Annotated in this window: 10 protein-coding genes and 1 pseudogene; all 11 read left to right on the top strand. The window is 58.4% G+C overall.

What is annotated here, in order from left to right; translation table 11 throughout:
* The first annotated feature begins 48 nt into the window (after positions 1 to 48).
* The 11 genes and pseudogenes from ACJ8HH_RS07220 to ACJ8HH_RS07270 all read left to right on the top strand — a co-directional run bounded on the left by ACJ8HH_RS07220 (position 49) and on the right by ACJ8HH_RS07270 (position 12261).
* Positions 49 to 795, top strand: coding sequence for a sulfite exporter TauE/SafE family protein (locus ACJ8HH_RS07220; RefSeq protein WP_039566272.1), 747 nt, complete (start codon positions 49 to 51; stop codon positions 793 to 795).
* 207 nt (positions 796 to 1002) lie between these two features.
* Positions 1003 to 1287 carry a hypothetical protein gene (locus ACJ8HH_RS07225; RefSeq protein ID WP_154067230.1) on the top strand — a complete coding sequence of 95 codons (285 nt, stop codon included), beginning with the start codon at positions 1003 to 1005 and terminating at the stop codon, positions 1285 to 1287.
* A 56-nt stretch (positions 1288 to 1343) separates the two neighbouring features.
* Positions 1344 to 1610 (top strand): hypothetical protein, encoded by a 267-nt coding sequence (locus ACJ8HH_RS07230; RefSeq protein ID WP_033638479.1) that lies wholly within the window; start codon positions 1344 to 1346, stop codon positions 1608 to 1610.
* A 60-nt stretch (positions 1611 to 1670) separates the two neighbouring features.
* Complete coding sequence (locus tag ACJ8HH_RS07235; protein WP_039566268.1) at positions 1671 to 2948, top strand: TcdA/TcdB catalytic glycosyltransferase domain-containing protein; 1278 nt, start codon at positions 1671 to 1673, stop codon at positions 2946 to 2948.
* A gap of 104 nt (positions 2949 to 3052) precedes the next feature.
* The gene (locus tag ACJ8HH_RS07240; RefSeq protein WP_033648252.1) at positions 3053 to 4327 is read left to right on the top strand and encodes an HlyD family secretion protein; all 1275 of its coding nucleotides are present in this window, start codon (positions 3053 to 3055) and stop codon (positions 4325 to 4327) included.
* Entirely contained in the window at positions 4320 to 6419 is a 2100-nt protein-coding gene (locus ACJ8HH_RS07245; RefSeq protein ID WP_033648253.1) for a peptidase domain-containing ABC transporter, read from the top strand. Before ACJ8HH_RS07240 ends, ACJ8HH_RS07245 begins: the two co-directional genes overlap by 8 nt.
* Positions 6420 to 6647: 228 nt before the next feature.
* Positions 6648 to 7703, top strand: a complete 1056-nt coding sequence (locus ACJ8HH_RS07250; protein ID WP_043147430.1) for a P1 family peptidase — start codon at positions 6648 to 6650, stop codon at positions 7701 to 7703.
* A gap of 62 nt (positions 7704 to 7765) precedes the next feature.
* A pseudogene (locus ACJ8HH_RS07255) lies at positions 7766 to 7999 on the top strand (M55 family metallopeptidase); the annotation flags it as partial.
* A gap of 265 nt (positions 8000 to 8264) precedes the next feature.
* Positions 8265 to 10487, top strand: coding sequence for a molybdopterin cofactor-binding domain-containing protein (locus tag ACJ8HH_RS07260; protein ID WP_197766198.1), 2223 nt, complete (start codon positions 8265 to 8267; stop codon positions 10485 to 10487).
* Positions 10487 to 10945 carry a (2Fe-2S)-binding protein gene (locus ACJ8HH_RS07265; RefSeq protein WP_033648257.1) on the top strand — a complete coding sequence of 153 codons (459 nt, stop codon included), beginning with the start codon at positions 10487 to 10489 and terminating at the stop codon, positions 10943 to 10945. Before ACJ8HH_RS07260 ends, ACJ8HH_RS07265 begins: the two co-directional genes overlap by 1 nt.
* An 11-nt stretch (positions 10946 to 10956) precedes the next feature.
* Positions 10957 to 12261: a cytochrome c gene (locus tag ACJ8HH_RS07270; RefSeq protein WP_060451556.1), complete on the top strand. Its 1305-nt coding sequence runs from the start codon at positions 10957 to 10959 to the stop codon at positions 12259 to 12261.
* The last annotated feature ends 189 nt before the right edge of the window (positions 12262 to 12450 follow it).

Raw genomic sequence — 12450 nt, forward strand, 5'->3', positions numbered from 1 at the left:
GCGGCGCCGGCCACAATCGGGCCGTTGATTCGCCATAAGGATAGACGCATGTCGCTGACGTTACTCGAAATTGTCGCCCTGACGGGCATTTTTACGCTGGCCGGCACGGTCAAAGGGGCGATCGGTTTGGGATTACCGACGGTGTCGATGGGGCTGCTCAGCCTGATGATGCCGCCGGGGCAGGCCGCCGCGCTGCTGCTGTTGCCCTCATTGATCACCAACCTGTGGCAACTGCTGTGCGGGCCGCGGTTGGGGGCGCTGTGCCGTCGGCTCTGGCCGATGATGCTGTGCGTCACGCTGGGCACCTTGCTGAGCGCCGGCACGCTCACCGCCATCGACGGCCGCCTGGCGCCGCTGGCGCTGGGCATTTGCCTGACCGGCTATGCGCTGTTGGGTTTTACCCGTTTCGACTGGCGGGTTTCCGCTGCGGCGGAGCCTTGGCTGGGGCCGCTGTGCGGCCTGTTGACCGGCGTGCTGACCGGCGCCACCGGCGTGTTCGTCATACCGGCGGTGCCCTATCTGAACGGATTGGGTCTGGCGCGTGACGATCTGGTGCAGGCGCTGGGGCTGTCGTTCACCGTCTCGACGCTGGCGCTGGCCGCCGGATTAGCCTGGCATCAGGCGCTGCCCGGCGCGCTGCTCGGCGTTTCGCTGTTGGCGCTGCTGCCGGCGTTGGCCGGCATGTGGCTGGGCGGGATCGCGCGTCGTCACAGCAGCCCGCTGATTTTTCGTCGCCTTTTCTTTATTGGGTTATTCATCTTGGGCGTTGAGATTATTTGGCGTTCAATTAATTGAATCGATAGCATCTACGTGTAATCAGGTTCGGTATATTATTCTGGTTTTTATTCTAATATGATTGTTTTCGATATTTAAAATACACTTTGCTTATTGGTTTGTTTATGAAATACAGAGTGGTTATGGATTGTTATTAGTGTATTTTACTTTTGCAACTACAACCCGTTTTAAACGGGGTAACCCCAGTGAATCCATAGGAGAATATTGATGAAGGAAATTTTAAGCAGCCAACTCGATGCGGTGTCGGGTGGATGGCAGGATCGAGATGGGAGTGGAAAAAGATCGTCTGATAACGGAGGCTCCGGTTCTTCAAGTCGCGGCGGAAATAACGGCGGTGACCGCGGGCTTCAGTCATTCCTGTCAAAAAACAGCCCTTATGGCAGTGGTTCCGGTGCCGGTGGTTTCTGGGGGAATGGCGGTTCTGCAAGAAATGGGTACGGCGGCAATGGCACTGGGCCGAGAGAAGCCAGAGAATTCGGAACCAAACGCTAATTAACCGATGCAATCCCAGCACAGAAGTAAAATTCTGTGCTTTTATGGGGTATATGATGAATAGATATGTTGTTTTTATAAAGAGTGATGAATCAAAAGTGCTAAGAAAGGACGTGGTTACACGCGAAATTATTAAGGATATGAAGCGGAAAGGCTTCAGAAAGCATCATGTCGAAGTAGAGGCTGATAACGAAAGCGATGCCATTAACAAATTAAATAAGAACAGCAATGACTATTTGGATTCATTGAAAAATTTTTCCGGTGATTTATTGCTCTGTTCTATTTGTGTTATTGTGATGGCGATCGTCTATTTTTTTAGCTAAGCCATAATCCAGCATTGAATCATTCAAGTTTTCCATACTATAGTTTTCGTGGTGATTTAAATGAGCCATCAGGCATTGGGTATTGATTTATCAAAGGTAGAAAGGTTATCCGTTCCAAATATCCTGCATTTTGTATGGATTGGTGACTTAAATGAAGTAAATACGCATTATATCGACATATGGAAAAAAACAAACAAAGATAAGCAGATATTCTTTTGGTATGACCAAGACTCTTCACTGTGCCATTTGCTAAACAATGCCATACGCGATTTCGTCAGCGTCAAAAAAATTAAAAATAAAGACAAGGCTGAATTAAAAATAAAAAATCATGCCTTCAAATATATATATCCAAAAATAAAGGCAGGTTTTTCTTTTGATGAGCTCGTTATTGAATTCTTAACCAAGCATGAAATCCCTTATCAGAGGCCGCCAAAAGCGATTGAAGACTCATGGTTTGGCAACAGAGGTTTTATAAAAAAGCCTATAACTGAGCTTTTTTTCAACGATTTCGATGATTTTATGAAGTATTATTACTATGAGATTATACTAAGGCATAACATTGCCAGTGCAAGTGACATTGTCAGGCTTTTAATTATCTATCAGTATGGCGGCACTTATATAGATGTTGATACGCTCCCATATATTGACAATATATATCATAAATTAAACAAATATATAAGAAAAAAGGGCATTGTCGAGAGTGACTCCTTTCTATTGTTTAAAACCGTATGTTTTTTAAAAAAGACAAATTCAGAAGGGGTGCTGCCTGAAGTCGTGATCGGCTGCGATGAAAATGAGTTAGGGGTAGATGCTGTTGGATTTGAAGAAATCAAAAGGCTTATCGAACTGGATCTCACTGATTTTTCTCTGGATATGATATTGCCATTGGGTGAGACATACGTTCATAAAAATTTATTGGCGCTAGGATCACTCAGAAGATTTAAAGGTGTTTATTTTAATAACTTCATATCCTCTCACCAAAAATCCAAGGCGGTAAGGATCATTCTTAGAGTAATGAAAAAAAGATACCGCTTTTTAGAAAAAAATAATTGCATATTTGACTGTTATATTGATGATGGGTCAAGGTGTTATCTGACCAGGATCTTACCATGGAGGAATGAGTTAACAACAAGGAACTATTGCGTTACCTCGGTCTTAACTGGGCCGGGTTTAATTGTTGAGGTTTTATTGGGGTTGGCTTATAAGGCCTTTAATATTGGATATCTGATAGAGCCCTCCAGCATTGCGGAATATATGCAAAATCCTGATTTTGGAATTGCATTGTTTCAACACACCATAGATACCCCTGATGGCGCCTATTCCACGTGGCGCAAATAAAAAGGGATGGTTTGTGATGCAGATTAACTGACGTTCCGCTTGTTTGATTACCAATGCAATAGCCTGTGAATTTGAATATTAGCTTTCAATAAGGGACGCTGATCATGTTTCGCCAGGAAGCGATCGATAATCAGAAAATGAAATGGCGTGGTCGGGCCCTCCTGCTACCCGGTATTCCCTTTTGGCTCACGGCAGGGCTCTGCCTGTTTTTTCTCATTGCTTTTCTCACCTTCGCAATCGCCGGCACCTATACCCGGCGGGTCAACGTGACCGGCGAAATCAGCACCTATCCCCGAGCCGCCAACGTCTATTCCGCCGTCCAGGGGGTGGTGGTCAAACAATTCGTCACCGAAGGGCAGGTGATCGCCGCCGGCGCGCCCATTTACCAGATTGACGTCAGCAGAAGCACCCGCAGCGGTGTAGTCAGCGATAACCAGCAGCGGGATATCGACGGCCAGCTGGCGCGCATTGCGCAAATCATCAGCCGGCTGGAAAGCAGCAAGCAGGCCACGCTTACCATGCTGGAAAAACAAAAGGCGCAGTATACCGCCGCGTTCACCCGTTCAACCGACATCCTCAAACGCGCCCAGGAAGGGATACGCATCATGAAGGAAAATATGGAGAATTACCGGCACTATCAAACCAAGGGATTGATCACTAAGGATCAGCTCACCAACCAGGTGGCGCTGTATTACCAGCAGCAGAATAACCTGCTGGGCCTGTCCGGCCAGAACGAACAGAATGCGCTGCAGATCACCGCGCTGGAAAGCCAGATCCATATCCAGGCCGCCAACTTCGACAACCAGATTTACCAGATGGAGCTGCAGCGCCACGAGCTGCAGAAGGAGCGGCTCAACATTGATGCCGGCGGGGCGATCATCGTTCGCGCGCTGGCCGACGGCCGCATCGATTCGCTGAGCGTCACGGTTGGCCAGATGGTCAACGTCGGTGACAGTCTGCTGCAAGTGATCCCCCACAATATCGCTCACTACGCCCTGGTGCTATGGGTGCCCAACGACGCCATCCCCTACATCGCCGCCGGTGACAAAGTCAATGTGCGTTATGACGCCTTTCCGGCGGAGAAATTCGGCCAGTTTGCCGCTACGGTATCCGTCATCTCCAAAGCCCCGGCCTCACCGCAGGAAATGCTGACCTACCAGGGGGCGCCCAAAGCGGCGCTGACCGCCGCCGTGCCGTACTACAAGACGATCGTCATTCCGGAAAAACAGGTCATTGCCTATGACGGTAAACGTCTGAGCCTGGAAAACGGCATGAAAGCGCAAAGCACCCTGTTTTTGGAAAAAAGGCAGATTTATCAGTGGATGTTGTCACCGTTCTACGACATGAAACACAGCGCGACGGGGCCGATCAATGAGTAAGCCCACGTTCAAACAGCGGATCAGCCAGCTGGATCTGCGGCTGCGCCACCGGGTTCCGATGGTGCACCAGACCGAGTCGTCAGAATGCGGGCTGGCCTGCCTGGCGATGATCTGCGGTTACTATGGTAAAAACGTCGACCTGATCGCGCTGCGTCGGCAGTTCAGCCTGTCGACCCGCGGCGCCACGCTGACCGGGTTAACCGGTATAGCCGAACAGCTGGGCCTGGCCACTCGCCCTCTATCACTTGATATTGACGAGCTCAGCGCGCTGAAACTCCCCTGTATTTTGCACTGGGAGTTCAACCATTTCGTGGTGCTGGTCAGTATCAAGGGGCACCGCGCGGTGCTGCATGATCCGGCGCGCGGGCGCCGGGCCATCAGCCTGACGGAACTGTCGCACAGTTTTACCGGCGTGGCGCTTGAGGCCTGGCCCGGCAGCGCCTTCACCGCCGACAGCGTCCGCCACCGCATTCACCTGCGCACGCTGATTGGCAGCGTACACGGTCTTAAGGGGGCGCTCGGCAAAATCTTTTGCCTGTCTCTGGTGTTCGAAACCATCAACCTGGTGATGCCCATCGGCACGCAGCTGGTGATGGATCATGCTATTCCCGCCGGCGATCGCGGGTTACTGACGCTCATTTGCGTTGGTCTGATGCTGTTCATCCTGCTGCGGGCAGCTGTCGGCATGGTGCGCGCCTGGTCCGGGCTGGTCATGTCGACGTTCATCAACGTGCAGTGGCAATCCGGGTTGTTTACCCACCTGTTGCGCCTGCCGCTGGGCTACTTTGAACGACGCAAGCTGGGTGACATTCAGTCGCGCTTCGGCTCGCTGGATACGCTGCGCAGCACCTTCACCACGAGCATTGTCGGCGCCATCATGGACGGCATCATGGTGATCGGCGTGCTGGTGATGATGGTGCTGTATGGCGGCTGGTTGACCTGGGTGGTGATTGCGTTCACCGCGCTCTACGTGCTGATGCGGCTGCTGACCTACGGCTATTATCGCCAACTGTCCGAAGAAGCGCTGGTCAGGGAGGCCCGCGCCGGCTCGTATTTTATGGAGACGTTGTACGGTATCGCCACCGTCAAGATGCAGGGCATGGCGGAACGTCGCATTGCCCATTGGCTCAACCTTGAAATCGACACCATCAATACCGGTATCCGGGTCACCCGTATGGACATGCTGTTTGGCGGGATCAACACCTTCATTGCCGCCTGCGATCAGGTCGTTATTCTTTGGCTGGGAGCCAGCCTGGTGATCGATAACCAGATGACCCTCGGCATGTTCGTGGCGTTCGGCGCCTTTCGCGGGCAGTTTTCCGACCGCATCGGGTCGCTGACGGAATTTTTGCTGCAGCTGCGCATGATGAGCCTGCATAACGAGCGCATCGCCGATATCGCCTTGCACCCACGAGAAAACCGTAAACCGGACCTTCCTTACGCGGCGGGCCTGCAACCTTTGGGATTGACGACCCATGCCCTGAGCTATCGTTACGACAGCCAGTCACCGGCGGTCTTCGATGCCTTGGACATCAGTGTTGCGCCGGGCGAGAGCGTGGCCATCGTGGGCCCGTCGGGCGCCGGCAAGACCACGCTGATGAAGGTGCTGTGCGGGCTGTTTCCCCCGGACTCAGGGCGGGTTGAGGTGAACGGCGTCGATATCCGGCAGCTTGGCATCAACAACTACCACAAGATGATCGCCTGTGTGATGCAGGACGACAAACTGTTCTCCGGCTCGATCCGGGAAAATATCTGCGGGTTCGCGGACGAGGTGGACGACGCCTGGATGGAAGCCTGTGCCCGTGCCAGCTATCTGCACGACGTGCTCATGTGTATGCCGATGGGGTATGAAACCCCGATCGGCGAGCTGGGGGAAGGATTGTCCGGCGGGCAGAAGCAACGCCTGTTCATTGCCCGGGCGATTTACAAGAAGCCGGCGATTTTGTTCCTGGATGAGGCCACCAGCGCACTGGATAAGGAGAGCGAAGCTGTGGTGAATCAGGCCATCAAGAGACTCAATATCACGAAGGTGATCATTGCCCACCGTGAAACGACCATTGCGTCGGCAGATCGGGTCATACATTTTGGATAAGGGGGGATATCACCAGCGGCACCGGCCGTTAACCCTGTTTTGCCCCCTAAAAACCCAATAAGGCTCAGGCCTGCGGGCCGCCAAAATGGTCCCCCACATGCCGGCGAGTTGGTCTGAACGGCGACGGAGCAAGGCTATTTTTTCTGCCCGCTCCGGTTTTCAATTTACTGGGCGCTTACATTGCGCGATATTCTGGTTTTCTGATGGGCTAAGGCGGATGAGGGAACCATGACGGACAGCCAGGCGTTTGAACAACAAAGCCTCGACAATCTGCTGAGCTATTGGCGGCGCCATCGCCGCCTGCCGGGCGCGCGCTATCCGGCCGGCCCGACCGACACCCTGTGCGACGTGCCGGGCGTCAGCGTCGGGCATCACACCTTGGCCGACGGCGAATGCCAGACCGGCGTTACCGCCATCCTGCCGCCGGGCGATCTGTTCAACCAGCCGTTGCCGTGCGGCAGCGCGGTGCTCAACGGCTTCGCCAAACCGCTGGGGCTGGTGCAGCTGAACGAGCTGGGGGTGCTGCAAACGCCGATCCTGCTGAGCAACACTTTCGCCGTCGGCACGCTGTTCAATGCCATGGTGCGGCGCAGCTGTCTGCGCTACCCGCAGATCGGCCGCGGCAGCGCCACCATCAACCCGCTGGTGCTGGAGTGCAACGACGGCTACCTCAACGATATTCAGGCGATGGCGGTGCGTGAGGAGCACGTCTTCAGCGCGCTGGATAACCATTCCACCCGCTTTGCGCGCGGCAGCGTCGGCGCCGGGCGCGGCATGAGCAGCTTCGGCCTGAAAGGCGGCATCGGCACCGCCTCGCGCTATTGCCCGGGGCTTGGCACCACGCTCGGCGTGCTGGTGCTGGCCAACTTCGGCACCCTCGACTCGTTGACGCTGAGCGGCGTGCGCGTTGGCCAGGCGCTGGGCAGGCTGCTGGCGGATCCGCCGCCGCAGGTGGACGCCGGTTCGGTCATTATCATCATCGCCTGCGATCGGGCGCTGGACAGCCGCCAGCTGAACCGCATCGCCCGCCGAGCGGGCGCGGGCCTGGGGCGAGTGGGCAGCCATTGGGGGCACGGCTCCGGCGATATCGCGCTGGCGTTTTCCACCCGGTTGCTGGGGGCGACGCTGCCGGACGAACGGCTGGAGCCGCTGTTTGCGGCGGCGGCGGACGCCACCGAATACGCGGTGTTGGATGCGTTGCTGAGCGCCGAGGGCGTCAGCGGTTTCCAGCGGCACGATCGCATGGCGCTGGGGCCGCTGCTCGATCGGCTGGCGGAAAATTAAATAACGGGAGCGTGACGTGAAAGTCTTTATCTCTGCGGATATCGAAGGTATCGCCGGCGTAACAGGGTAAACCGCATGGGCTGTCGATGGCGGAAGGGCTGTAACACCAACGTTACGACGGCCTGATGTTCATCGGCTACCACAGCGCCGCCGGTGAGCATGGCGTGCTGGCGCATACCATCAACGGCCGGGCCTTTTACCGCGTCAGCCTGAACGGCGAAGCGGTGGGCGAAAGCGATCTGTACGCGGCGGCGGCCGAGTTGAACGTGCCGCTGTGGCTGGTGAGCGGCGACAACATGGCGGCGCCAATCCGCCTGCTCAGCGTCTTTTCGTATCTGGCGACGACGCAGAATTGATGCACGATGTGCGGGCTACCCGCACGCAGCGCACGATTCCTCAACGAAAAAATCCCTTATCAAGATTAGGCCTGCTGGATAATAGGCTACGCTAATTATTGCTCTGTTGCGCTTTGTCAGCTGACGGGAGCAACAACCCATTCCCATAACAAGATTTGTTTCGCCGAAGGCAGTGACGCCTTCGGCTTTTTTGGAGTCATGAGCAATGAGCATATCCCAAGTTCCGCTTTCGCGGCGGCGGTTTATCGTCGGCGCCGGGGCGTTGGTGATCGGCGCCTATCTGCCGTCCACCGGCGCGCTGGCGCGGTCGAATGCCCCGGCCGCCTCCGGCGCGGCGGCGTTTGACGCCAACGCCTTCGTTCAGATCGGCGCCGACGGCGTCGTCACCGTCATCAGTAAACACACCGAAGTGGGCCAGGGGGTCTATACCGGCATGGCGACGCTGGTTGCCGAAGAGCTCGATGCCGACTGGGCGCAGGTGCGGGTCGTCGCCGCGCCGGTGGACACCAATATCTACAAAAACCTGAGCTTCGGATTCCAGGGCACCGGCGGTTCCAGCTCGGTAGCCAATGCCTATGAGCAAATGCGCCGCATGGGCGCCATGGCGCGTGCGCTGCTGGTGCAGGCCGCCGCGCAGAGCTGGAAAACCTCGGCGCAGGAAATTACCGTGCAGGCGGGCAAGATCCGCCATGCCGCCAGCGGGCGCGAAGCGGGCTTCGGCGAATTCGCCGCGCTGGCCGCCACGCTGCCGCCGCCCGATCCCGCCAGCCTGACGCTGAAGGATCCGGCCAATTTCACCCTGATCGGCAAAACGCGCGGCTTGCATCGCGTCGATTCGCTGGCGAAAACCAACGGCAGCGCGCAGTTCTCGCAGGATATCCACGAGCCGGACATGCTGACCGTCACCATCAAGAAACCGCCGCGTTTCGGCGGCAAGGTAGCGGCCTTCGACGCCGAACGCGCGCTGGCGGTGCCGGGCGTGGTGGCGGTGAAACAGGTTGCCACCGGCGTGGCGGTTTACGCCAAAAATACCTGGGCGGCGATCCAGGGGCGGGAGCGGCTGAAGGTGACGTGGGACGACGCGCAGGCCGAACGGCGCAACACCGAGGAGATCTACGCCGAATTCCGCCAGGTGGCGCAGAAAACCGGCGTGGTGGCGAAGAGCCACGGCAAGCTGGACGAGGTGTTCGACAAGGCTGACAAGGTGATCGAGGCCGAATACACCTTCCCGTACGTCGCCCACGCGCCGATGGAGCCGCTGGACGGCTATCTGTTCTGGGACGGTGAGAGCGTCAAGGCGCGCTACGGCTGCCAAATTCAAACGCTCGATCACAAGCAGCTGTGCGATCTGTTCGAGTTGCCGCCGGACAAGGTGCAGATTGAAACCATTCTGGCGGGCGGCAGCTTCGGCCGGCGCATCGATTTAGGCAACCCGACGCTGGGGCCGGATCTGGCGGCCGACATGGCGGCGGCGGCCAAGGGCATCGGCCCCGGCCACGGCGTGAAGGTGGTGTGGACGCGCGAGGACGACATCCGCAACGGCTGGTATCGCCCGATGATCCTGCACCGCCTGCGCGGCGCCATCCGCGGCGGCAAGGTGGTGGGCTGGACCGATACCGTGGTCGGCCACTCCTGGACGCGCCACAGCGCGATGGATGCGCTGGTGGTCAACGGCCTCGATCAGATGATGGTCGAGGGCGCCAGCGAGGTGTCATACACCTTCGAAGCCTTCCGCTGCGATGCGCACATCGTGCCCGGCAAGGTGCCGACCACCTCGCTGCGGTCGGTCGCCAGCACCCACACCGGCCACGCGGTGGAGAGCTTTATCGATCAGCTGCTGCAGGAAACCGGCCAGGATCCGGTCGAAGGGCGGCTGGCGCTGATGGGCGACGCGCCGCGCGCCGCGGGCGCGCTGCGGGCGGTCGCGAAAGCCGCTGACTGGCAGGGCGCCAAGGTGGTGGACGGGCGCGCGCGCGGCGTGGGCGTCGCCAAGGCGTTCGATACCTATGTGGCGCAGGTGGCCGAGGTGTCGATCGGCGAAGGTGGCATCCCGAAAGTGCACAAGGTGTGGTGTGCGGTGGACTGCGGCGTGGCGGTGAATCCCGACGTGATCCGCGCGCAGATCGAGGGCGGCATCGGCTACGGCCTGAGCATGGCGCTGTACGGCAACATCACGCTGAAAGACGGCGTGGTCGAACAGTCCAACTTCAATAACTTCCGCCCGCTGCGCATCGATGAGATGCCGGAGATCGAAGTGATCATCGTGCCCTCGAACGAGAAACCGACCGGCGTGGGCGAGCTGGGGGTGCCGACCATCGCCCCGGCGGTCGGCAATGCGTTGGCGCTGCTTGGGCGGCCGCGCACCTCGCTGAGCCTGCCGCTGCATAATCCCACCGCGAACCCGGCGTCTGACAAGGAGAGAACCTGATGATTCAATTAACCGTAAACGAGCAGCCGCTGACCTTCGAGGGCGATCCGCACATGCCGCTGCTGTGGTTCTTGCGTGACGAAGCCGGCCTGACCGGCACCAAGTTCGGCTGCGGCATCGCCATGTGCGGCGCCTGTACCGTGCATCTGGACGGGGTACCGGTGCGGTCGTGCATGACGCCGATTTCGGCCGCCGTCGGCAAAAAAATCACCACCATCGAAGCCGTGGGCGCCACGCCGGAAGGCAAGGCGGTGCAGGAGGCCTGGCTTGATCTGGACGTGGTGCAGTGCGGCTACTGCCAGTCCGGCCAGATCATGAGCGCCAGCGCGCTGCTGGCGCAAAGTAAAAATCCGAGCGATGCGGACATCGACGCGGCGATGGGCGGCAACGTCTGCCGCTGCGCCACCTATGTGCGCATTCGCGCCGCCATCCACCAGGCCGCCAAGGCGTTGGGTTAGGGAGAGATGCGATGAGCAACGCCTTGAAAGGGCTGTTATGGCTGATTATCGTCGTGGTGGTGTTGGCGGGAGGATACGCGCTGTACACGCTGCTGCGGCCCACCGGCGCGGAGCCTGCGGCGCCGATCGCCGGAGCGCCGGCCGGCATCACCGATAAACTGGCGCGCGGCGAGTACCTGGCACGCGCCGCCGACTGTGTGGCGTGCCACACCGCGCCGGGCGGCACGCCTTATGCGGGTGGCTTCGCCTTCAAGCTGCCGTTCGGCACCATTTACGGCACCAACATCACCGCCGACAAGGAGACCGGCATCGGCAACTGGAGCGACGATCAGTTCGTGCGCGCGGTGCGTGAGGGCATCGGCCCGCAGGGCAACCTGTATCCGGCGATGCCGTACACCTCCTACACCGGGCTGAGCCGCGACGACGTGCTGGCGATAAAAGCCTATCTGTTCAGCCTGCCGCCGGTGAAGCAGGCCAACCCGCAAAACGATCTGTCGTTCCCGTTCAATCAGCGTTGGGGCATGAAATTCTGGAACCTGGCGTTCTTCCATGAGCAACGCTTTACGCCGGATCTCAACAAGGACGAGCAGTGGAACCGCGGCGCCTATCTGGCGACCGCGCTGGGCCACTGCGGCGAGTGCCACACACCGCGCAATCTGGGGTTCGGCCTCAACCAGAGCAAGCACCTGAGCGGTGAAGTGGTGCAGGGCTGGTTCGCCGCCAACATCACGCCGGACAAACAGACCGGCATCGGCGGCTGGAGCGACCAACAGCTGTCGCAATATCTGGCCACCGGCCATGCGCCGGGGCGCAGCAGCGCCGCCGGCCCGATGGCGGAAGCGGTGGAAAACAGCCTGCAGTTCCTGACGCCGGAAGATAATCTGGCGCTGGTGAAATACCTGCGCGATATCGAACCGATCGCCGGCGACGCCGCTGCGGCGGTGAATCTGCAGCCGAAGGGCGCGGGGGCTTCCACCCCGATCCTGCCGGGCGGGCAAGAGCAGTCGCTCGGGCGGCGGGTGTTCGCCAACGACTGCAGCGGCTGCCACCAGTGGAACGGGCCGGGCCGCCAGAGTGAGTACGCCTCGCTGGTGGGCAGCACGGCGGTGAACGATCCGCAGGGGCGCAGCGTGGTGCAGGCCATCCTGAAGGGGACGAGCATCAGCATCGGCGATCGGCATGAAATGATGCCGGCGTTCGGCAGCGCCTATTCCGACGAAGAAGTGGCGGCGGTCGCCAACTTCGTGGTCGGCCACTTCGGCGATAAGCAGGGCAAAGTCACCGCCAAACAGGTGGCGGAGCAGCGCAAGCAGTAGCGCATCGCGGCCGCCACGGTGGCGTGCAGGGTAAAGGCGGCGATATCGGTGATGTCGCCGCTTTTTTTATAAAACAGGACAGAGCAGTTTATTCCTTCTGCATAGAAGGATCGACGTCATACGCGAAGGCGCAATTTCATTCTATCTCTCCCTCTCGCTTTCTGTTTTTCTCATCATGAACGTTGTACG

This window comes from Serratia sp. CY32780, assembly GCF_052169135.1.
GTDB classification, from domain to species: Bacteria; Pseudomonadota; Gammaproteobacteria; order Enterobacterales; family Enterobacteriaceae; genus Serratia; species Serratia sarumanii.

What these genes read in the sequence shown, in the direction of transcription:
- ACJ8HH_RS07245 (WP_033648253.1), top strand. Translation starts at nt 4,320, where the DNA reads ATGAGTAAGCCCACGTTCAAACAGCGGATCAGCCAGCTGGATCTGCGG.
- ACJ8HH_RS07225 (WP_154067230.1), top strand. Translation starts at nt 1,003, where the DNA reads ATGAAGGAAATTTTAAGCAGCCAACTCGATGCGGTGTCGGGTGGATGG.
- ACJ8HH_RS07230 (WP_033638479.1), top strand. Translation starts at nt 1,344, where the DNA reads ATGAATAGATATGTTGTTTTTATAAAGAGTGATGAATCAAAAGTGCTA.
- ACJ8HH_RS07270 (WP_060451556.1), top strand. Translation starts at nt 10,957, where the DNA reads ATGAGCAACGCCTTGAAAGGGCTGTTATGGCTGATTATCGTCGTGGTG.
- ACJ8HH_RS07260 (WP_197766198.1), top strand. Translation starts at nt 8,265, where the DNA reads ATGAGCATATCCCAAGTTCCGCTTTCGCGGCGGCGGTTTATCGTCGGC.
- ACJ8HH_RS07265 (WP_033648257.1), top strand. Translation starts at nt 10,487, where the DNA reads ATGATTCAATTAACCGTAAACGAGCAGCCGCTGACCTTCGAGGGCGAT.
- ACJ8HH_RS07240 (WP_033648252.1), top strand. Translation starts at nt 3,053, where the DNA reads ATGTTTCGCCAGGAAGCGATCGATAATCAGAAAATGAAATGGCGTGGT.
- ACJ8HH_RS07220 (WP_039566272.1), top strand. Translation starts at nt 49, where the DNA reads ATGTCGCTGACGTTACTCGAAATTGTCGCCCTGACGGGCATTTTTACG.
- ACJ8HH_RS07235 (WP_039566268.1), top strand. Translation starts at nt 1,671, where the DNA reads ATGAGCCATCAGGCATTGGGTATTGATTTATCAAAGGTAGAAAGGTTA.
- ACJ8HH_RS07250 (WP_043147430.1), top strand. Translation starts at nt 6,648, where the DNA reads ATGACGGACAGCCAGGCGTTTGAACAACAAAGCCTCGACAATCTGCTG.